Genomic DNA, 20,774 nt, shown 5'->3' on the forward strand with positions numbered 1-20,774 from the left:
ACCGCTTGACCTCACAACCCGCCTTACCCGCGACCTTCCAGGAGCTCATCTTTCGTTTGCAGGCGTACTGGGCCGAGCGCGGCTGTGTCGTGCTGCAGCCCTACGACATGGAAGTAGGCGCCGGCACCTTCCACCCGGCGACCTTCCTGCGCGCCATTGGGCCAGAGCCCTGGAACGCCGCCTATGTACAGCCGTCGCGGCGCCCGACCGATGGGCGTTATGGTGAGAACCCGAATCGTCTGCAACATTACTATCAGTATCAGGTCCTGCTGAAGCCCTCGCCGTTGGATATTCAGGACCAGTACCTGGAATCGCTGCGGCTGCTCGGCATCGATCCGCTGGTGCACGATATCCGCTTCGTCGAAGACAACTGGGAATCGCCGACACTCGGCGCCTGGGGTCTCGGTTGGGAGGTCTGGCTGAACGGTATGGAAATCACTCAGTTCACCTATTTCCAACAAGTGGGCGGTCTGGAGTGCCGGCCGGTAAGCGGCGAGATCACCTACGGCCTGGAGCGCATCGCCATGTATCTGCAGAGCGTCGAGAGTGTCTTCGACCTGAAATGGTCGGACACGCCCCAGGGTCCTGTGACCTATGGGGACGTCTTCTTGCAGAACGAGCGCGAGCAGTCCGCCTACAACTTCGAGCACGCGGACGTGGAGGCACTCTTCGCCGCGTTCGATGTCGCCGAGCGTCAGAGCATGGCGCTGATCGAGCACAGCCTGCCGCTGCCCGCCTACGAGCAGGTCCTCAAGGCCTCGCATCTGTTCAACCTCCTCGATGCCCGCGGCGCGCTATCGGTCACCGAGCGCCAGCGCTTCATTTTGCGCGTGCGCACCTTGGCGCGCGCTGTCGCGGAGGCCTATTACGCGAGCCGGGAGGCACTTGGCTTCCCGATGCTGGGGGGGACACTGACGTGAGCACCAAGCACACCGCCTTGGACCTGCTGGTCGAGATCGGCACCGAAGAACTGCCGCCGACGGCGCTCGCGGGGCTGTCCGCGGCCTTCGCGGAGCGCTTCGCAGCCCAGCTCAGCGAGCAATCCCTGCCGCACGGCGACATCCGTCCCTTTGCGACGCCGCGGCGCTTGGCGCTCATCGTGCGCGCCCTCGCGAGCCGACAGCCCGACCGCGAGCACGTGCGCCGGGGACCTGCCGTGCAGGCCGCCTTCGATGCGCAGGGCGCACCCACGAAAGCGGCGCTCGGCTTCGCGCGCTCCTGCGGCGTAGAAGTGGCGGCACTGGAGCGCGAAGACACGGATAAGGGGCAATGGCTGGTGCACCGCAGCGTCCAGACCGGCGACACCACGGACAAGCTGCTGCCGGGGCTGGTCGCGGCGGCCCTGGGACAGCTGCCCATCCCCAAGCGTATGCGTTGGGGCGACAGCGACGTCGCCTTCGTGCGCCCGGTGCATTGGGTCTGTATGCGCTTCGGCGGCTCCACCGTCGCCGGCGAGGTACTCGGCGTGCCCATCGGCAACACGACCCGCGGCCACCGCTTCCATGCACCCGACGCCGTTGCCGTAGCCGGCGCAGATGACTACGAGGCCATACTGCGCAGCGCCTATGTGGAGCCAGACTTCGCCATCCGCCGAACGGCGATCCGAGAGCAGGTCAGCGCCATCGCGCGCTCGGTCGACGGCGAGGCGAGCATCCCGGAGGGCTTGCTCGACGAGGTCACGGCACTCTGCGAATGGCCGGTGGCCTTGCTGGGTCGCTTCGACGAGGCGTTTCTCGATGTGCCGGCAGAAGCGCTCATTGAGACCATGCAGCATCACCAGAAGTATTTCCCCGTTCACGCCGCGGACGGGGGGCTGCTGCCGTATTTCGTCACCGTCAGCAATATCGAGAGCCGCGAGCCGGACGTGGTGCGGGCCGGCAACGAGCGCGTCATTCGGCCCCGGTTCAGTGATGCCCGCTTCTTTTGGGAGCAGGACCTGCGAACCGCCCTCGCCGATCTCCAGCCGGCGCTGGAGCGCGTGGTGTTCCAGCACAAGTTGGGCACGGTGGCCGACAAGTCGCGGCGGGTGGCGGCCACCAGCCGCGACATCGCGGCAAGGCTGGGATACGACGTGGCCCTAGCCGAGCGGTCGGCATTATTGGCCAAGTGCGACCTCGTCACGGCCATGGTCGGTGAGTTCGCGAGCCTTCAGGGGGTGATGGGCCGCCACTACGCCGAGCACAGCGGCGAGGACCCCTGTGTCGCCGCCGCCATGGAGGAGCAATACCTGCCGCGCCATGCCGGCGACCGACTGCCGGACTCCGACTGCGGGCGGGTGCTTGCCCTCGCAGACAAGCTCGACACCCTGGTGGGAATCTTCGCCATTGGCGAGCGACCCACGGGCGTCAAGGACCCTTACGGGCTCAGGCGCGCCGCCATCGGCGTACTTCGCATCCTCATCGAAACGCCGTTGCCGCTGGACCTGCGCACCCTGCTTCGGGATACGGCCGAGGCCTTCCCGGCGTCGGTGCCCGCGCAAGCAGCAGTGGAAGAGACCTATGGATACGTCATGGACCGGCTGCGTAGCTACTATGCCGAGCAGGGGATCGGGGCCGACGTCATCGACGCGGTCATGGCCGTCGATGCCGCCGCACCCAGCGACTTCGACCTGCGCGTGCGGGCGGTGACCAGGTTCAGCCAGCTGGAGGCCGCGGCGGCGCTGGCCGCCGCAAACAAGCGCATCGCCAATATCCTCAAGAAATCGCCGGCGCAGGCGCAGGACGCTGCGTTGGATGCGGACCTGCTCCATGAGGATGCGGAGCGACGCCTGGCGGAGAGCGTCGCGGCATTGCGCGAGCGCATCGCACCCTTGCTCGACACCGGCGACTATGCCGAGGCACTCGCCGCACTGGCGCAGTTGCGGGCGGATGTCGATCGCTTCTTCGATACGGTCATGGTCAATGCAGAAGATCCGTCACTGCGAGCGAATCGCCTCGCCCTGGTGCGCGACGTGCTCGCACTCTTCTCCAGCATCGCAGACATCGGCAGGCTCCGTAGTGCGGAGCCCGGTTGACGCCGCGGCCTGCACCTTAGGACCCGCCGGCGGCAGCGGTCTGAGCACCAGCCGTGCCCCTGCGGCGGCACAGGGTGCTGCGGCATGAAGCTCGTCATTCTGGATCGCGACGGTGTGGTCAACGAAGACTCGAAGGACTATATCCGCTCCCCAAACGAGATTCGCCCGATCCCCGGCAGCCTCGAAGCCATTGCCAGGCTCACGCAGGCCGGCATCCATGTCGCCATCGCTACCAACCAGTCGGGGCTCGCCCGGGGGCTATTCGATGTCGATACGTTGAATCGGATGCACAGCCTTCTGTGCAGCCGCGCCGCGGCCCTCGGCGGCCGGATCGATTTGATCGCCTTTTGCCCCCACGGCCCGGATGCGCGGTGCCAGTGCCGCAAGCCCGAGCCCGGCCTATTGCTGAGCCTCGCAAGGCGTTTTGCCGTTCCCCTCGCAAGCACGGCCTTCATTGGTGATTCGCTGAGGGACCTCGAAGCCGCGGAGCGTGCCGGTTGCCAGCCGCTGCTGGTGACAACGGGCAACGGCGCTAGGGCGGTCCAATCGCTGCCGCCGTCGCTCCAGGACGTGCCGGTGCTCGCGGACTTGCGGGCCGCCGTTGACGCCCTGCTGGCGCCCTAGAAGCCGACCCTGCTGAAGGGCGTCCTGATTGCCGCGCGCGCCCGCCAGCAGTCCCGCCCGGTGCTCCATGCGTGTGTGGCGCCCCCACGCCGCGCGGTCGCATCGACGGGGTCCAACGGCGTCGGGAGCCTCAGACGTCAAGGTTTTCGACGTACAGGGCGTTGCGCTCGATGAACTCCCGCCGGGGCTCGACATATTCACCCATCAGGGTCGTGAAGATCTGATCCGCGGCAACGGCGTCCTCGATGGTCACGCGCAGCAAACGGCGGGACGCCGGGTCCATGGTGGTTTCCCAGAGCTGGGCCGGATTCATCTCGCCCAAGCCTTTGTAGCGCTGGATGCTGTACCCCCTGCGTGCCTCTCCAAGGAGCCAATCGTAGGCCTCCGCAAAGGACGCCACCGGCTGTTGCCGCTCGCCGCGGGAGACGAGCGCGCCACTTTCCACCAAGCCGTCAAGCTTCTCCGCCAAGGTCGCGATGCGCTCGTACTCGGGTCCGTCGAAGAAATCGAAAAGCATATAGCTGGTTTCGGGAATGCCGTGTACCAGCCTAACCACTTGCAGCTGGGATTTGGCCGCAGGGTCGGCGGGTGTCTGCACCGCCAGTCGATAATCCAGGGCCGGGCCCGTGCGCCTGTTCATGCCCGCCGCAAGGGCGTCGACCCATTCTTGCAGCGCCGTCTCATCGGCACGAATGGCGTCGCTCAGTCGGGGCAGGGAAATCAGCTCCTCCATCAATAGCGCGTCATAGCGCCGCTGCAGTCGGGCGAGCATGGCGCGAAAGGCTTGGTACTCTGCGGCCAGCTGTCCCAACGCCTCTGTGGACAGGGGCGGCGCTTCTTCGCCGACGCGCAGGCTCGCCTTGTCCAGCGCTGCACGCAGCAGCGATGCACCGAGCTCCGCGTCGTCCAGCAAGTAATCCTCCTGCTTCCCCCGCTTGATCTTGTAGAGCGGCGGCTGCGCGATGAAGACATGCCCGCGCTCCACCAGCTCGGGCATCTGGCGGTAGAAAAAGGTGAGGAGCAGGGTTCGAATGTGGGCGCCGTCCACGTCGGCGTCGGTCATGATGATAATGCGGTGGTAGCGCAGTCGATCCGGGTCGTATTCGTCGTGGCCGATACCGCAGCCCAGCGCCGTGATCAAGGTCCCCACTTCTGCGGAGGAGAGCATCTTGTCAAAGCGGGCCTTTTCCACGTTCAGGATCTTGCCCTTGAGCGGCAGGATGGCCTGGAAACCCCGATCCCGTCCCTGTTTCGCCGAGCCGCCGGCGGAGTCTCCCTCGACGATGAAGAGCTCCGATTTCGACGGGTCCTTCTCTTGACAGTCCGCAAGCTTGCCCGGTAGCCCGGCGACGTCGAGGACGCCTTTACGGCGGGTCATCTCGCGTGCCTTGCGTGCCGCCTCCCGGGCCCTGGCGGCCTCCAGCATCTTGTTGGCGATGACCTTGGCTTCCGCCGGGTGCTCTTCCAGGAAGGTGCCTAGGTGCTCGACGAACAAGGACTCGACGATGGGCTTCACCTCGGAGGAAACCAGCTTCTCTTTGGTCTGTGATGAGAACTTCGGGTCCGGAACCTTGACGGAAACGACGGCTGTGAGGCCCTCGCGCGCGTCGTCTCCGACCGGGCGGGTCTTCTGGCTCTTGTCCAGCGCTTCGCGCTCGATGTACTGATTCAGCGTGCGCGTCAGTCCGGCACGGAATCCGGCGAGGTGCGTACCGCCGTCACGTTGGGGGATGTTGTTGGTGTAGCAGAAGATCGACTCCTGATAGGAGTCGTTCCATTGCAGCGCGATCTCCACCACCACATGGTCCCGCTCGGCGGAGAAATAGAAGACCGTTGGGTGGATGGGGGACTTGTTCTCATTGAGGTGGCGGACGAAGGCTCGAATTCCGCCGACATACTCGAAAACGTCCTCCCGCTGACTGCGCTCGTCGCGCAGCCGGATACGGACGCCCGAGTTCAAGAACGACAGCTCGCGCAGCCGCTTGGACAAGATGTCGTAGTGGAAGTCGCGGTCGGAGAATACGGTCGCGGCGGGCCAGAAGCGGATCACCGTGCCGCTGTGCTCGGACTCGCCGATGCGCGTCAGGGGCGCGTCCGGCACCCCGGCGGTGAAGCGTTGCTCGTAGAGTGCACCTTCCCGGCCGATGCGCATCTCCAAGCGCTCGGAGAGTGCGTTGACCACGGATACACCAACGCCGTGCAGGCCGCCCGAGACCTTGTAACTGTTGTCGTCGAACTTACCGCCGGCATGCAGCACGGTCATGATGACTTCGGCGGCGGAGCGTTGTTCCTCCGAGTGGGTGTCGACAGGGATGCCGCGGCCGTCATCGGAGACGGTGACGGAGTAGTCGTCGTGCACCACGACCTCGATTTCTGAGCAATGGCCGGCCAAGGCCTCGTCGATGGAATTATCGACGACCTCGAAGATCATGTGGTGCAGTCCTGTTCCGTCATCGGTGTCCCCGATGTACATACCCGGTCGCTTGCGGACGGCGTCCAGCCCTCGCAAAACCTTGATACTGGAGGAGTCGTATGTCATTGGCGTGTCTTGGGTCATCCTAACGGGTGTGACGAGCGCGCCGAAGGCTGCGTCGGGCGCAGCGTCGAGGCAACACGACATTGTAACGCGGTTGGGCGTGCCGAGCGGCGCCTGAGCGAAGCTCGGCGTCGGCCCGGGCGGTTCGACGGGGTGCGCTCGGCGCCGGCGGGGGCACTGCCAGGACGGACAGCAGTCACTGGCCGGTCCCACAGCGGCACGACCGCCGAGACGGGATACACCGGTGCGGGCTTGGTCGTAGAGCGCGCTCGGCTGGTGATGCGTGCGCTGGGACGGTCGAGTGCTCGCCCGATTAGCAGGCCGACGAGCGGAAACGCTCCAGAGACATCTGGCCTGGCGGCATTGGGGCGGCTTTGGGGCGGCACTAGGCCCGCAGAAAATCGCCTTGTTCCACGTGGAACATCATTGGGTCCAACGCGGCCGCAAGATCATCAGGCGGCGGCTCGAGACTGGTGACAATAACCTGCTCCGCCGCGCCACCCCAGGCCTGGATCACCGGAGCCACATAGGCCCTGCTGACCTCTGCATAGGGATCATCCAGCAACACGACCTGGCGGACCCCAGTGGCTTCCGTGACGACGCCTTGGATCGCCAGCTGTAGCAGCATGCCTGCGAGCTTGTTCTCTCCTCTGGACCCCGACCAAGGCGTGCCGTTTGAGCGAAACAACAAGTCCCCACGCGAGGGCGAGAGGAAGGTGTGCCCCCGCTCGACATCCCCTGCACGATGCATCTCGAGCAGAGCAGCAAGATCCCGATCTTGCCCCGTCCACCGCCAGCCGACGGAAAGCGCGCCCACCGGCAACAAGTCCGCCGTCAACGCCCGAAAGGCCGCATCGATGCGAGCGACGAAGGCGGTACGCCGCGCCCACACGCCTGCGAGCGCCTCAGCATAGGGTGCGTCCCAAACCGCCCTGCCGCGGCCACCAGACGCCAGCCAAGCATTGCGTTGTCTCTGGAGCCGCCGCAGCTTCGTCCATAAGCCACGCGCATCTGGTTCCACGTGGAACAATGACCAATCCAGAAATCGGCGCCGCAGTGCCGGATCGCCGTCGACGATACTGAAACTGGAAGCCCCAACAAAACGACTAAACGGCCACCCCAGCCCGTCCCTGCTTCCCGACTTGCTACTCCAGCGGTATTGCCTGATCCGCTCGCTGTCGCACACCCCGCCAGCGACCGCGGTAGCCGCTTCTCCCCTTGTGGTGACGGGCCCGCTTCGGCGACCGCGAAACGTCCGGCCTCGGTCGAGCAGATACACGGCCTCGAGTAATGTCGTCTTGCCGGCGCCATTGGCCCCGGCGACCCAGACGAGCCCCGACCCCAACCGCAGATCCGCGGAACGAATACACCGCAGATGGGCGATGCGGAGCCAATCCACGAACAAGGAGCCGGCCTTCTGGAGCCTCGCGCGCCTTGCCCTAGAGTCGCATGGGCATGACGACGAAGGTCTCGCGCTCACAGTCGAGCCCCCGCCAGATGGAGCTGCTGTCCGCGTCCTGAAACACCACTTCCACTTGCCCAGCGTCGATCGCCTGCAAGGCGTCGACCAAGTAGCCCACGTTGAAGCCGATGCTCACCGCATCGCCCGCATAGTCCGCCTCCACCTCGTCTTCCGCGACCTCCTGCTCCGGATTCTGCGCCTGCAAGCCCAGGGTGCCGTCATCGAAGTTGATGCGAACGCCTTTGTACTTCTCGTTCGACAGGATGGCGGCGCGCTGCAGCGCCGTGCGCACCAGGTCCCGATCCACAACCGCCCGCCGCGGCAGCCCCTTCGGAATCACCCGCTGGTACTCCGGATACTTACCGTCCACCAGCTTCGAGCTCAAAACCGTCTCACCGAAGGCCGCGACCACCGATCGCTCGCCCCAGCTGAAGCGCAGCTGGGTGTCGTCGTCGGCCAACAGCCGCCGTAGCTCCGCCACTGTCTTAGCCGGCAAGATCATCTGCCGGTTTTGCTCGTCCGCTTCGCCACCGGTGTCCAGCGCCACCGAGAACCGCGAGAGCCGATGCCCGTCTGTCGCCACCGCAACCAGCTCCGTCCCAGCCAGCTCCAACAGGACACCATTCAGGTAGTAGCGCACGTCCTGCTGCGCCATCGCGAACGCCGTCTTGTCCAGCAACCGCCTCAGCTGCATCGACGCCAGGGTCAGGCTGGCCATCCCTTCTTCCGCCGCGATGCTCGGAAAATCCGCCGCCGGCAGTGTCGACAGCGTGAATCGCGTACGCCCGCTCGCGACGACGCACCGCTCCCGCTCCGTCCGCACACTGACCTGCGCACCTTCCCGCAGCGACCGGCACAGATCCATGAGCTTGCGAGCCGGGACCGTCACCGCACCGGGCTCCGGGATGGCCGCCGCGCCCACCTGCGTGCTGATGGCCAGCTCCAGATCCGTGGTCGCCAAGCGCAAGGTCTCCCCGTCCGTCTCGAGCAGCACATTGGCCAGGATCGGTAACGTCTGACGCCGTTCTACGACGCCGGCGACGATGCTCAAAGCACCGAGGAGGTCGTCCCGCGGGATTTCGATCTTCACGCTGTTCCTGCCTCGCTGGTCTATTACTGGAGTAAAGATATCACCACCATCATTGTAATAACGCCTGCGGATAACTCCGGTGGTGCTTGTTTCGCCTTGTGCCTCAGGCCCTTGGCGCTCGCTCTTCCTGTTGACTTTTCGCGCTAGGGCTGTGGATAAGCTGTTGACAGATCGCGCCGCACGAACTGCGCACAGGTTATCCACAGTTAGCTCGTCAGTGTTCTCAACAGGATTCGATAGTCCTCTTCGATCATGGTATCGCTGGCGCGTAAGGCCTCGATCTTGCGCGTCGCGTGGATCACTGTGCTGTGATCGCGCCCGCCGAAGGCGTTACCGATCTCCGGCAGGCTTGCCTTGGTCAGCTCCTTGGCCAGCGCCATGGCCACTTGGCGAGGGCGGGCGATATTGCGGGTGCGCTTGGCGGAGGTCAGGTCCGAAACCCGCAGCTTGTAATAGTTGGCGACCGTCTTCTGGATGTTCTCGATGGTGATCTGGCGATCCTGCGCCACGAACATATCCCGCAGCACCTCGCGCGTGAAGGCGAGGTCGATGCTGGCGCCCATAAACTGTGAGTTGGCCACCAAGCGCCGCAGTGCACCTTCCAGCTCCCGGATGTTCGAGGTCATGCGCTTGGCGATGAAGTAGCCCACGTCCTCGGGCAGCTCAATGTTCAGCAGCGCCGCCTTGCTGTGCAGGATGGCGACCCTGGTCTCGAAGTCCGGCGGCTCGATGCCCACCGTCAGCCCCCAGCCGAAACGCGACTTCAAGCGTTCTTCCAGGCCGGAGACTTCCTTCGGGTACCGGTCGCTGGAGAGCACGATCTGCTGCTTGCTCTCGAACAGGGCGTTGAAGGTGTGGAAAAACTCTTCCTGCGAGCGGTCCTTGTTGCCGAAGAACTGCACATCGTCGATGAGCAGCGCGTTGACACGCCGATACCGCGCCTTGAACTCGTCGATCTTGTTGTGTTGCAGCGCCCGGATCATGTCCGAGACGAAGCGCTCGGAGTGCACATAGATGACCTGCGCGCCCGGATTGGAATCCAGAATCGTGTTGCCAACGGCGTGCATCAGGTGGGTCTTGCCGAGGCCGACGCCGCCGTAAATGAACAGCGGGTTGTAGGCCGTGCCCGGGTTCTTCCCAATCTGAACGGACGCGGCCCGTGCAATCTGATTGGACTTGCCTTCTACGAAGGTGGCGAAGGTGAACTCCTTGTTCAGATTGCTCTCGGCGCGCCGTCGATCCAGATTACCCTCGCCGCCGGCGCGACCGCCGCTGGTGCCGCGCGTGACGGGCGCCGCACGATCGTCGCCGAGGGTCCCGATCTCGAAGCGCACCTGTTGGATCCGCCCGCTGCTGATCTCGGCACAGAGGCGGCTGATGCGCTGCTCGTAGTGCTGCTTGACCCAATCCTTGACGAAGCGGTTCGGTGCCAACAGGCACATTGCCTCGTCCTGCTCCTGCGCTTGCAGCGGCATGATCCAGGTACTGTATTCCGCACCGGTCAGGTCCTGCTTCAAGGCTGCGGCACAGGCATCCCAGAGCTCGCTCATGCTGGCTTGATCCCCCTTTGTCGTTGCCCGGGGCATTCGCCGGATGAAACGCCGCCGCCCGGCGACGCCGCTGTCGGGCGTTGCGGTGCCGCGGCGCCCTGTCGAGCCCGAGTGCGGCGAGTCTATCCACATGACCGCCGGTTATCCACAGCCATCCGACCAGCGCAAACGGGCCCGGCGCATTGCGCCGCCTCAGGCTTACCGGTATCCTACGCGGTCTTTTTGGGGCAGTAATCGCCGCCGGCGCCGCCGCCCTTTGCCCGATGGTCCGTTTTCTAGGAATTCTACCGTGAAACAAACATTTAACCCCAGTCGCCTAAAGCGGGCCCGCACTCACGGCTTCCGTGCCCGCAGCGCAACCCGTAACGGCCGCAAAGTGCTTCAGGCCCGGCGGGCGAAAGGCCGCGCCCGCCTTGCGACCTAACGACTGTCCACAAGCGTCGCTTTGCGAGCGTGCTGCACCAGGAGCGCCGGCAGGACTCAGTGTCTGAGCGCGCGCACGACAGCGCCCTGCCAAGGTACAAGCGCCTGCTGCGGGCCGCAGACTTTAGCCACGTCTTCCAGCGGCCGGCACGCAGCACGGACGCCCGCTTCAGCGTAGCTGCGCGGCGTCGGCGTGACGCAAGCACCGCACCGACAGCACCGCCCAGGCTGGGCCTGGCGGTGTCGCGCAAAGCCCTACCCCGGGCCGTAGATCGCAACCGCGTGAAGCGGATCGTGCGCGAGTCGTTCCGACACATGGGCCTTTGCCCGGGCATCGACTTCGTCGTGGTGGCCCGGGCAGGTCTTCGCGATGCCGACAAGCTCGCAGTCAGACGCGCCATCGACGCGCATTTCACGGTCCTTCGAGACCGTCTGTGCTCGCAACGGAACCACGGCTGATCCGGCGCCCGCCCGGGTCGGATGCGCTGCCGCGCCAGGCTCCCTCGTGGCCCTGACGCGGTGCGCCCACGACCTGCAATCTTTTTCTCACACCGCCGCCTGCTGCTGACCGATGGACAATTTCCGGCTCATACTTCTGCTGTCTTTGGCCGCCGTCCTCTTTCTGATCTATCAGGCATGGATGGAAGACTACGGCCGCCAGCAGCCCGCCCCTCAGGCGTCCGCACAAGCACCGGCTACCAGCCCGGCGACCACCGATGCACCGGCAGCACGGCCGAGCGGCGCCGGCGATGCGCCCGAGGTGCCGACCGATGCGCCGGACGCGCCACCGGCCCAGCCCAGTACGACCACGGCGGCGGACACCGACCCGAGCACCGACGCCGCTGGCGTCCCCGCCCTGGTGACTGTGGAAACCGATGTCTTGCGGGCGGAGATTTCCACTCGCGGCGGCACCATTCAGAGTCTTAGGCTCAAGGATTACGCCGCCGATGCCGATCGCCCCGACATCCCCCTGCAGCTGCTGAAGCCGGCCCCGCCGAACATGTTCATCGTGCAATCCGGTCTGCTCGGCGGCGGCGAGCAGACCCTGCCTACCCATAATGCGCAGTTTGTCCCCGAGGCCACCAGCTACCGGCTGGCGGAGGACAACGACGATCTGCTAGTGGAGCTGGTCTGGCAGGAGGAGGATGGTCTAACAGTCACCAAGCGCTACCGCTTCGAGCGCGGCAGCTATCTCGTGCACGCCGAGCAGCGCATCGACAACGCCGGCACCGAGCCCATTGCGCTGCGCAACTACGACCAGCTGCAGCGCACCGAGCTGGTGGACCCGAACAAGTCGAGCTTCATCCACACCTACACCGGCGCCGTCTACTACGGGCCGGAAGAGAAGTACAAGAAAGAAAAGTTCGGGGAGATGACCAAGCGGCCCCTGGACGTGACCATCAGCGGCGGCTGGATCGCGATGATCCAGCACTACTTCATGGCCGCCTGGATACCCCAGCCCGACGAGGCCCAGACCTTCTACAGCAAGGTGGTCGGCGACGGTCGCTACATCATCGGCCAGTACTCGCCGGCGGTCACCATCCCCGCCGGCGGCAGCCATACCTTCGAGAACCGGCTGTTCATGGGGCCCAAGCTGCAGGACAAGCTGGACCAAATCGCTCCGGGTCTGGAGCTCGCCGTCGACTACGGCTGGCTGACGGTTCTCGCCAAGCCCATCTTCTGGCTCCTAGACCTGATCCACAGCCTGGTGGGCAACTGGGGCTGGTCCATCATCATCCTGACCATCCTCATCAAGGCCGCGTTCTACAAGCTCTCGGAGACCAGCTACAGGTCCATGGCCAACATGCGCAAGCTGGCGCCGCGGCTGAAGGCGCTCAAGGACCGCTACGGCGACGACAAGGAGCGCATGAATCAGGCCATGATGGAGCTCTACAAGAAGGAGAAGATCAACCCGCTCGGCGGCTGCCTGCCCATCCTGGTCCAGATCCCGGTCTTCATCGCCCTGTACTGGGTGCTGCTGGAGAGCGTGGAGCTGCGCCATGCCCCGTTCATCCTCTGGATCGACAACCTGACGGCGCCGGACCCCTGGTTCGTGCTGCCGGTGATCATGGGCGTGTCCATGTTCGCACAGCAGAAGCTGAACCCGCCGCCGCCGGACCCGATGCAGGAGAAGATCTTCATGGCCCTGCCCTTCGTGTTCACCGTGTTCTTCGCCTTCTTCCCGGCGGGGCTGGTGCTCTACTGGACCGTGAACCAGCTCCTGTCCATTGCCCAGCAGTGGTACATCACACGCCAGATCGAGCAGGCCGAGGCGGCCAAGCACAAGAGCTGAGCCTGCGGGCGCCTGCCAACCCTAGGCACGCAACTGCCTGCGGCCTGCCATGAGCGGGCGCGAGACCATCGCCGCCGTCGCTACCCCGCCGGGGGTGGGCGCGGTCGGTATCGTGCGGGTGTCGGGGCCTGCGGTGCCGGACATCGCCCTGCATCTGCTCGGGCGATTGCCGGCGCCCCGCCAGGCGCTGCTGGCGGATTTTCGCGCCGACGACGCCGAGTCCATCGACCAGGGTCTCGCCCTCTACTTCCCGGCGCCCCACTCCTTCACCGGTGAGCATGTCCTGGAGCTTCAGGGCCACGGCGGCCCCGTGGTGCTGGACCGCTTGCTGGCGCGGGTGCTCGCGCTCGGTGCGCGCGCGGCCCGCCCCGGCGAGTTCAGCGAGCGCGCGTTCCTGGAAGGCAAGCTGGATCTCACCCGCGCCGAGGCTATCGCCGACCTCATCGCCAGTGGCACCGAGCAGCAAGCCAGGCTCGCCGCCCGCTCCCTGAGCGGTGCCCTCGCAAGGCAAGTCGATGAGTTGCTGGAGGCCCTGACCCGGGTGCGTGTGCTGGTGGAGGCCAGCCTCGATTTCCCGGACGAGGATCTAGACCCGGATCTGCCGTCCGGCATCGCCGCGGACCTCGGGCGGCTGCGCACCGACTTGGATACGCTCCTCATCACCGCCCAGCGCGGCGAGCGGCTGCGCGACGGACTCATGGTGGTGCTGGCAGGGGCGCCGAATGCCGGCAAATCGAGTCTGCTCAACGCCCTCGCGGAGACCGATCGCGCCATCGTCACCCCGGTGCCAGGCACCACCCGTGACCTCCTCCATGCGGACGTACAGATCGACGGCCTGCCGCTGCGGGTGTTCGACACGGCTGGGCTGCGCCTGTCGCCGGACCCCGTGGAGCAAGAAGGCGTGCGCCGCGCCCGGGAGCAGATCGACCGCGCCGACCTGGTGCTTTGGATCGTCGACGACGCAGACCAAGCTGGCGATGCCGCCCCGCCCACGGACCTGCCCCCGCAGGTACCGCTTCTCACCATCCACAACAAAATCGACCTCACCGCTCGCGCGCCCGGTGAGCACCCGCGTGCAGACGGCACGATGCAGCTCGCCTGCTCCGCCACCACCGGCGCCGGCCTGGACAGCCTGCGTCGTGCCCTGACGCGGCACGCCGGTCTCGGCACCGACGCCGGCGGCGACTTCAGCGCCCGCCGCCGCCACCTCGACGCCCTGCGCCGCACCCGCGAGCACCTGGCGGCCGCCGCGCAGGCCCAAGCCGACGCGGCACCGCCCGAGCTGCTGGCAGAGGACCTGCGCCTGGCCCAGGACAGCCTCGGCGAGATCACCGGCGCCGTGTCCTCGGACGACCTGCTCGGGCGCATCTTCAGCGAGTTCTGCATCGGCAAATAGACTCGGTGCCGGAGTCTTCCGCACTCTTTCACAAGACGCCAGCAACCTCCCGTCTAGTCTGACTGGCCCATACGCTGCCGCAAGTCACAAAGCGTGGCAGCCGCCCCCCATCGACTCGATGCCATCGGCTAGACTCCAGGCCGTGAGAGTGAACCGCGGGACCAGCGGGCCTGGAGCGGTAGTCCGCGCGCCGGGTGGTAGCCGGATCGATCGATTTGCGGGACAGGATATGGCGTTGGCGCGAGGATCAACGTGCACGGAGCAAGCGCGTCCCGCGGGTATCTGGATCAATCTTGTGCCCCTTGCAAGCAGGACTTTGCGGACCGCCTCCGTAGATCTTGCTCGCTGCGTGGCCTGAGCTTGAGCGGCGTTCATCCTGGCGAGAATGACTAGGGCCGTCGATCCATGCCAACCTGTGAGCACAGGCGCCGTTCGATGAGGACCAAGGGAGACGGCTAGCAGTGTTCGCAACTGAGCATACGGGGGCGTTGCTTCGATTCGGCTTCAAGTTTGGCAGAGGCGGCGCCCACGCGGCACGGACCATGATGCTCGCGGAGCTGCAGCATCTGCTGGAAGCCCTGCCCGAGGATGCTCAACGTGCCGACTACCGGGCCGCAGTGGTTGACACCAACGTGCTCGACAAGCCCACGCTGAAGGCGCGCAAGCTCACCTTCGAGCATCTGTGCGACCTCTACGCCCTCGATCCCAATGTTTGCCTGTTTCGCGTACTGCGGCGCTTGTGGCACGGTGACGCACCGAGTCAGCCGGTGCTGGCGCTGTCGATGGCGCTGGCGCGGGATGCGTTGCTTCGGATCAGCGCACCGCTCGTCCTCGACGCCCGACCCGGCGTCCATCTATCCCGAGACCAGATGGCGGAACGGTTCGCCGCTTGGGGGGAAGATCGCTTCAGCGCCGCCTCGGTCGAGGCTGTCGCTCAGCGCGTGAACGGCACCTGGACCCAGGCCGGCTACTTGCAGGGGCATGTCCACAAGGTGCGCGCTGCCCCTGTCGTCACACCCGTCAATGTCGCCTTCGCGCTGTTCCTCGGCTACCTCGATGGCCGCCTCGCCCGGAGGCTCTTCACCAGCGATTGGGTGCGCCTGCTCGATCTCCCCGAGGAGCGGCTGATCGAACTGACCCAGGCGGCAGCACAGCGCGGGCTGCTGGTATTTCGCCGCACCGGTACCGTGATCGAGGTCCGCTTTCCCGACTATCTGACCGAGCAGGAGCAGGAGTGGCTCAGTGAGCAGGCTTGACCGACTCATCGAACGCTACGCCGAGCACATCGCAACCCCTTGGCCCGAGGGGCTCTCGGGGATCGAGCGCGTCATCTTCGTCGTCTACCCGCCTGCCGACGAGCTGCGCTTGCGAGTCTACATCGACGAGTTCGAGTTGCGAGCCCGCGATGCCGGCCATGGCTGGAAGCTGCTCGATCTGACCGATGCCTTCCCGCAGTGGATGGCAGCCCACCGCTACCGCGACAAGTACTTCCGCCGTCCCGCGCTCTTGGCCGGCTACACCGAGGGCCGCCTGAGCGAGTTCACGGCGCACCTCGTCGAGCAAACCCGGGCGCAAGTCGCCGAGGCGTCGGCGAACGACGTCGTCGTCCTTGCCGGCGTCGGCACCCTGTTCGGCGTGTCCAGCGTATCCGAGGTCGTCAACGGGGCCGCGTCTGCCATCAACGGGCGCCTGGTGGTGCTCTTCCCCGGCGAGAAGGACGACAACATCTACCGCTTGCTCGATGCCCGCGACGGTTGGGACTACATGGCACACGCCATCACGGCGGACTGACGCAGGAGCTGATCATGACCATGAAGAACCAGGAGATCTATAGCAAGGACCCATTGGCCAATCGGCTGATCAACAACGGCGTCGCCGAGGTCTCGGAAGATCGGTCCCGGGCGGCGCTCGAGATGCTCCGCTACGAGCTGGAAACCTTCGTCTGCGACGGCGAGTACGCGAAGGGCCTGCGCAAGATCCTGGAGACCTTCCTCACCAACCTGGGCTTTGCCCCCGAGCAAGCCAGTGTCTGGATCAGCGGCTTCTACGGCAGCGGCAAGACCCATCTGGCGAAGATGCTGCGGGCGCTCTGGGTCGATATCGTCTTCGGCGACGGCGCCACGGCGCGCAGCATCGCTCGGCTCCCCGCCGAGATCAAAGACCATCTGCGCGAGCTGAGCACCCAGGCGAAGCGCTACGGCGGCCTGCACGCGGCGTCGGGCAAGCTCGGCTCGGGCGCCGGCAACAACGTGCGCCTTGCCCTGCTCGGCATCGTGTTCAAGTCCGCCGGCCTGCCGGAGAAGTACAACCAGGCGCGCCTGGTGCTTTGGCTCAAGCGCGAAGGCATCCTCGAAACTGTCGAGAAGACCCTAGAGGGCAAGGGCACGAGCCTGGAGCAGGAGTTGCCGGATCTCTTCGTCTCCGACGACCTGCACGCGGCCCTGGTCGCCGCCAAGCCCGAGCTGGCCCCGGACGCCATGAGCGTGGGCGACCGCCTCATCGCCCAGTATCCGGAGGTACAGGATGTCTCGAACGACGAGATGATCCGCGCTGTCAAGGATGCGCTCACGAACGATAACGGCTTCCCGCTGACCCTCATCGTGCTCGATGAGGTCCAGCAGTTCATCGGCAACAGCGGCGACCGCGCCTACAGCATCCAGGAGGTGGTCGAGTCCTGCAGCAAGCACTTCGGCGGGCGCCTGCTCTTCGTCGGCACCGGGCAGACCGCCATGTCCGGCACCCCGTCACTGCAGAAGATCAAGGGCCGCTTCACGGTGCCGGTGCAGCTCTCCGACACGGACGTCGAGGCCGTCATCCGCAAGATCATCCTGCAGAAGCAGCAGGGCGCGGTTCCCGCGATCCAGACGACCCTGACCGACAACCTCGGCGAGATCTCCCGCCACCTGCGCGGCACCAAGCTGGAGCACACCACGCAGGACGAGCACATCATGGTCGCGGACTACCCGCTGCTGCCGGTGCGCCGGCGGTTCTGGGAGAAGGTCCTGCACAAGCTCGACGAGTCCGGCACCATCTCCCAGCTCCGCAACCAGCTCCGCATCGTCCACGAGGCCGCGTGCGCCACGGCCCAGCAGCCTCTCGGCCAGGTGGTCTCCGGCGACTTCATCTACGACCAGCTCAGCACGGACCTGCTGCAGACCGGGCTGCTCTCACGAGAGGTCTACGACCGCATCGGCAAGCTCGCCGCCGGCGACGCCGACGCGCAGCTCAAGGCCAGTCTGCTCAAGCTCATCTACCTGATCGGCAAGCTGCCCACCGATCCGATGGCGGACATTGGTCTGCGTGCCACCGAGGACAGCCTGGCGGACCTGCTGGTCACCGAGCTGGCGGGCGGCTCCAGTGCCCTGCGCAAGCGCATCCCCGGTCTGCTGGATGAGCTCCACAACACCGACGGGCTGGTGATGGCCATCGCCACCGCCTCGGGCACCGAGTACCGCCTGCAGACCGCCGAGAGCAGCGCCTGGCACGACGAATATCGCAAGCAGGTCTCCGAGCTGTCGTCGAATACCCAGCGCCTGGAGATGGAGCGTATCGACCTCTTCAAGACCGCCTACCGGGAGGCGCTCAAGGGCGTGCACCTGACCCAGGGGCAGACCAAGGAGGTGCGTACCCTCACACCCTGCTACGATGACAGCCTGCCGGCGGACGCCGACAAGCAGATCGTCGCCTGGCTCCGCGACGGCTGGAGCAGCTCCGAGGCCGAGATCAAAGGCGATGCGCGCAACGCCGGCCCCACCAGCCCGACCATCTTCATCTTCCTGCCGGCCCAGAGCCGCAACGAGCTGCGCTCGGCCATCATCGAGCACAAGGCCGCCCGGCTCACGTTGGACACACGCGGCGTGCCGGCGACGCCCGAGGGCCAGGATGCCCGCTCCGCCATGGAGACTCGCCGCAACGACGCGGACCGCCGTATTGCCCAGATCGTCAAGACCGTCGTCGGCGGCGCACAGGTCTATCAAGGCGGCGGCTCGGTCGCGGATGGCAACGACCTGAGCGACAAACTGCAGGCCGCCGGCGCTGCGTCCGTCGTGCGGCTCTACGGTGACTTCGACACCGCCGACCAGGTGGGCTGGGACAAGGTCATCGAGCGCTCGCGCAAAGGCGAGACCCAGCCCCTACAGCCCATCAAGCACAGCGCCGACACGGACCAGCACCCGGTCTGCGCCGCCATCCTCAAGCACCTGGGTGCCGGCAAGAAGGGCAGCGACGTGCGCGAGCACTTCAAGGCACCGCCGTACGGCTGGCCGCAGGATGCCATCGACGGTGCCCTCTATGCCCTGCTCGCCAGCGGCCACGTGCTGGCGCTGAACAACCTCGGCAAAGTGGTGGACGCCAAGGGCCTGGAGCGCAAACAAATCACCCAGAGCAGCTTCAAGCCCGAGACCGTCACCATCAGCCCGGTGCAGAAGATCCAGATCCGCAAGGTCTTCCAGGCCGCCGGCGTCGGCTGCCAGCCAGGCCAGGAGGTCGACAAGGGGCCGGAGCTGCTGCGTACCCTGCGAGACCTGGCCAGCAAGGCCGGCGGCGAGGCGCCGAAACCGGCGGTGCCGGACCAAAAGCTGCTCGACGACCTGGGGGCGCTGGCAGGCAACGCCTTGCTCGCCGAGCTGTACAGCCAGCGCGATACCCTGATCCAGCACAGCAAGGACTGGACAGCCACCGGCGAACAGATCGCGAAACGCTGGCCGACCTGGACCCTCGTTCACGACCTCTTGAGCCACGCCAAGGACCTGGGTCCATCCGAGGAGCTGCAGGCAGAGGCCAGGGAGATCGAGCAACAGCGGGCACTGCTCGCCGACCACGACCCGGCTCAAGCCCTGCTCGACAACACGGTGGACCTGCTGCGCAGCAGTCTCAACCACCACGTCGAGGCGTATCGAAAGACCTACGACGCGGAGATGGCGGCACTGGATCACGACAGCGATTGGCAGCAGCTGTCACCCGATCAGCGCACCGCGATTCTGGTCAAGCACGGCCTCGACCAGACCGTCTCGGTGGATGCCTCCACCGCCGAGAGCATCCTCGATGAGCTGGAGCACTGCTCGCTCTCCCAGTGGGCCGACCGCACCCGGGCGCTCAAGAGCCGGTTCGAGCAGGTGCGCCTCGAAGTCGCCAAGCTATTGGAGCCCAAGGTGCAGCGCGTGGATCTCCCCCGCCGCACGCTGCGGGACGAGGCGGAGCTGGCCGCTTGGCTCAAGGAGGCCGAGGAGCGCATCCGGGGCAAGCTCAGCGACGGGCCAGTGATGATTTAAGGTCCGCGCCCGGACCCTGCTCTGCCTGCTGTTGCGTGTAACGACCCTGCCACCTAAACTGTTGCATGTAACGCAACTACCTGGGGAGGGAGAGATGGCATCCACGCACGTCAACACACGCGTCCAAAAACACCGCGCGGCGCTGCGCAGGGCTGGGCTGCGTCCGGTGCAGATTTGGGTACCCGATACGCGCCGGGAAGGCTTTGCGGAGGAATGTCGACGACAGTCTCGACTCGCCGCCGAAGCGGATGCTGCGGACAGCGACATGCAGCAATGGATGGACGAAGCCCTGACCGACCTGGATGGCTGGTCCGCATGACACGTGGCGACCTGGTGACCATCGCCCTACCCGGTGATTTCGCCAAGCCGCGGCCGGCGTTGATAATCCAGGCCGATCCGTTCCACGAGCATGCCACCCGCACTGTGCTGCCGGTGACCAGCACACTGGTGGCGGCGCCGCTGTTCCGCATCACGCTCGAGCCCAGCGGGGAAAATGGCCTAACGAAGCCATCTCAGGTGATGGTGGACAAAGCAATGACCGTTAAGCGGGACAAAGTCGGCCCGGTGCTCGGGCGGATCGATCTCGACAAGCTGGTGGAGATCGAGCGCGCCCTGGCCGTATTTCTGGGCATTGCCAAATAATCAATGTGCGAATCACGGTCCATTGGGCTGCAACCCGCATGTTCACTTCGATTGACGGCCATTGACCACCCGCCGATGATAAGCAGCAAATCACTTGCGTTTTGGTTGCCCCATGCCTGCCGTCACCATCAAAAACCTGCCGGATGGGCTCTATCAGCGCCTCAAGACCAACGCCCGGGCGCATCATCGCAGCCTCATCGCCGTCGCCTGGGATCTCGGCACCGGGTGCGGCCTCCGCATAATGTGAATCAGATGGTGCCATGTCGCGCAGACGACCCAAGAAAAAGAGTTCTCGCGCAGAGACGCAAAGGCGCAGAGAAGAAGACAAGGAGAAGAGACGAGCACTGGGGGCATCGAGCTGTGCGCGTTCTTCCTTTGCGCCTCTGCGTCTTTGCGCGAGCTTCTTCTTATCGTCCTTCTGCGCGAGCCTCCGCTTGCCGCATCGCAACGGGTTTCGACATCATTGCGAGGCCGC

At 65.7% G+C, this 20,774-nt stretch carries 17 protein-coding genes; 13 read left to right on the plus strand and 4 right to left on the minus strand.

Annotated features, from left to right (window positions below):
- Nucleotides 1–5: 5 nt before the first annotated feature.
- The 3 genes from glyQ (at nucleotide 6) to gmhB (ending at nucleotide 3,637) form a co-directional block, all read left to right on the plus strand.
- Nucleotides 6–920: a glycine--tRNA ligase subunit alpha gene (gene glyQ / locus CKO31_RS02250; RefSeq protein WP_200233654.1), complete on the plus strand. Its 915-nt coding sequence runs from the start codon at nucleotides 6–8 to the stop codon at nucleotides 918–920.
- On the plus strand, nucleotides 917–3,013 hold the full coding sequence (glyS, locus tag CKO31_RS02255; RefSeq protein ID WP_200233655.1) for a glycine--tRNA ligase subunit beta: 2,097 nt from the start codon (nucleotides 917–919) through the stop codon (nucleotides 3,011–3,013). The genes glyQ and glyS overlap by 4 nt, the downstream gene beginning before the upstream one ends.
- An 84-nt stretch (nucleotides 3,014–3,097) precedes the next feature.
- Entirely contained in the window at nucleotides 3,098–3,637 is a 540-nt protein-coding gene (gene gmhB, locus CKO31_RS02260; RefSeq protein ID WP_200233656.1) for a D-glycero-beta-D-manno-heptose 1,7-bisphosphate 7-phosphatase, read from the plus strand.
- A gap of 130 nt (nucleotides 3,638–3,767) precedes the next feature.
- Here the strand turns inward: gmhB and gyrB are convergent, their stop codons facing one another.
- The 4 genes from gyrB to dnaA form a co-directional block, all read right to left on the minus strand.
- The gene (gene gyrB, locus CKO31_RS02265) at nucleotides 3,768–6,176 is read right to left on the minus strand and encodes a DNA topoisomerase (ATP-hydrolyzing) subunit B (protein ID WP_200233657.1); all 2,409 of its coding nucleotides are present in this window, start codon (nucleotides 6,174–6,176) and stop codon (nucleotides 3,768–3,770) included.
- 382 nt (nucleotides 6,177–6,558) lie between these two features.
- Nucleotides 6,559–7,572 carry a DNA replication/repair protein RecF gene (recF, locus tag CKO31_RS02270; RefSeq protein ID WP_322789079.1) on the minus strand — a complete coding sequence of 338 codons (1,014 nt, stop codon included), beginning with the start codon at nucleotides 7,570–7,572 and terminating at the stop codon, nucleotides 6,559–6,561.
- Nucleotides 7,573–7,612: 40 nt separating this feature from the next.
- Entirely contained in the window at nucleotides 7,613–8,725 is a 1,113-nt protein-coding gene (gene dnaN / locus CKO31_RS02275) for a DNA polymerase III subunit beta (protein WP_200233661.1), read from the minus strand.
- 206 nt (nucleotides 8,726–8,931) lie between these two features.
- The gene (dnaA, locus tag CKO31_RS02280) at nucleotides 8,932–10,275 is read right to left on the minus strand and encodes a chromosomal replication initiator protein DnaA (protein WP_242475075.1); all 1,344 of its coding nucleotides are present in this window, start codon (nucleotides 10,273–10,275) and stop codon (nucleotides 8,932–8,934) included.
- Between the two features lie 289 nt (nucleotides 10,276–10,564).
- Here dnaA and rpmH point away from each other — a divergent pair, with 289 nt between their 5' ends.
- The 10 genes from rpmH to CKO31_RS27130 all read left to right on the plus strand — a co-directional run bounded on the left by rpmH (nucleotide 10,565) and on the right by CKO31_RS27130 (nucleotide 20,546).
- A complete protein-coding gene (gene rpmH / locus CKO31_RS02285; RefSeq protein ID WP_200233666.1) occupies nucleotides 10,565–10,699 on the plus strand; it encodes a 50S ribosomal protein L34 in 135 nt (44 codons plus the stop codon).
- Nucleotides 10,700–10,758: 59 nt separating this feature from the next.
- Entirely contained in the window at nucleotides 10,759–11,157 is a 399-nt protein-coding gene (gene rnpA, locus CKO31_RS27585) for a ribonuclease P protein component (protein ID WP_207147921.1), read from the plus strand.
- Nucleotides 11,158–11,269: 112 nt separating this feature from the next.
- Entirely contained in the window at nucleotides 11,270–12,991 is a 1,722-nt protein-coding gene (gene yidC / locus CKO31_RS02295) for a membrane protein insertase YidC (RefSeq protein WP_200233667.1), read from the plus strand.
- 49 nt (nucleotides 12,992–13,040) lie between these two features.
- Nucleotides 13,041–14,387, plus strand: a complete 1,347-nt coding sequence (gene mnmE, locus CKO31_RS02300; protein WP_200233668.1) for a tRNA uridine-5-carboxymethylaminomethyl(34) synthesis GTPase MnmE — start codon at nucleotides 13,041–13,043, stop codon at nucleotides 14,385–14,387.
- Between the two features lie 542 nt (nucleotides 14,388–14,929).
- Complete coding sequence (locus CKO31_RS02305; protein WP_242475076.1) at nucleotides 14,930–15,643, plus strand: hypothetical protein; 714 nt, start codon at nucleotides 14,930–14,932, stop codon at nucleotides 15,641–15,643.
- Nucleotides 15,630–16,178 carry a BREX protein BrxB domain-containing protein gene (locus CKO31_RS27475; protein ID WP_200233671.1) on the plus strand — a complete coding sequence of 183 codons (549 nt, stop codon included), beginning with the start codon at nucleotides 15,630–15,632 and terminating at the stop codon, nucleotides 16,176–16,178. Before CKO31_RS02305 ends, CKO31_RS27475 begins: the two co-directional genes overlap by 14 nt.
- Before the next feature lie 14 nt (nucleotides 16,179–16,192).
- The gene (gene brxC, locus CKO31_RS02315) at nucleotides 16,193–19,657 is read left to right on the plus strand and encodes a BREX system P-loop protein BrxC (RefSeq protein WP_242475077.1); all 3,465 of its coding nucleotides are present in this window, start codon (nucleotides 16,193–16,195) and stop codon (nucleotides 19,655–19,657) included.
- A gap of 94 nt (nucleotides 19,658–19,751) precedes the next feature.
- Nucleotides 19,752–19,976, plus strand: a complete 225-nt coding sequence (locus tag CKO31_RS02320; protein ID WP_200233673.1) for an antitoxin MazE family protein — start codon at nucleotides 19,752–19,754, stop codon at nucleotides 19,974–19,976.
- On the plus strand, nucleotides 19,973–20,299 hold the full coding sequence (locus CKO31_RS02325) for a type II toxin-antitoxin system PemK/MazF family toxin (protein ID WP_200233674.1): 327 nt from the start codon (nucleotides 19,973–19,975) through the stop codon (nucleotides 20,297–20,299). The genes CKO31_RS02320 and CKO31_RS02325 overlap by 4 nt, the downstream gene beginning before the upstream one ends.
- Before the next feature lie 112 nt (nucleotides 20,300–20,411).
- Nucleotides 20,412–20,546 carry a FitA-like ribbon-helix-helix domain-containing protein gene (locus CKO31_RS27130; RefSeq protein WP_274607669.1) on the plus strand — a complete coding sequence of 45 codons (135 nt, stop codon included), beginning with the start codon at nucleotides 20,412–20,414 and terminating at the stop codon, nucleotides 20,544–20,546.
- The last annotated feature ends 228 nt before the right edge of the window (nucleotides 20,547–20,774 follow it).

The sequence above is a fragment of the Thiohalocapsa halophila genome (assembly GCF_016583825.1).
Taxonomy (GTDB): Bacteria; Pseudomonadota; Gammaproteobacteria; order Chromatiales; family Chromatiaceae; genus Thiohalocapsa; species Thiohalocapsa halophila.

Excerpts from the sequence above, each read along its gene's own strand:
- gmhB (WP_200233656.1), top strand. The coding sequence starts at position 3,098 with ATGAAGCTCGTCATTCTGGATCGCGACGGTGTGGTCAACGAAGACTCG.
- gyrB (WP_200233657.1), bottom strand. The coding sequence starts at position 6,176 with ATGACATACGACTCCTCCAGTATCAAGGTTTTGCGAGGGCTGGACGCC.
- dnaA (WP_242475075.1), bottom strand. The coding sequence starts at position 10,275 with ATGAGCGAGCTCTGGGATGCCTGTGCCGCAGCCTTGAAGCAGGACCTG.
- yidC (WP_200233667.1), top strand. The coding sequence starts at position 11,270 with ATGGACAATTTCCGGCTCATACTTCTGCTGTCTTTGGCCGCCGTCCTC.
- mnmE (WP_200233668.1), top strand. The coding sequence starts at position 13,041 with ATGAGCGGGCGCGAGACCATCGCCGCCGTCGCTACCCCGCCGGGGGTG.
- CKO31_RS02305 (WP_242475076.1), top strand. The coding sequence starts at position 14,930 with ATGATGCTCGCGGAGCTGCAGCATCTGCTGGAAGCCCTGCCCGAGGAT.
- brxC (WP_242475077.1), top strand. The coding sequence starts at position 16,193 with ATGACCATGAAGAACCAGGAGATCTATAGCAAGGACCCATTGGCCAAT.
- CKO31_RS02320 (WP_200233673.1), top strand. The coding sequence starts at position 19,752 with ATGGCATCCACGCACGTCAACACACGCGTCCAAAAACACCGCGCGGCG.
- CKO31_RS02325 (WP_200233674.1), top strand. The coding sequence starts at position 19,973 with ATGACACGTGGCGACCTGGTGACCATCGCCCTACCCGGTGATTTCGCC.
- CKO31_RS27130 (WP_274607669.1), top strand. The coding sequence starts at position 20,412 with ATGCCTGCCGTCACCATCAAAAACCTGCCGGATGGGCTCTATCAGCGC.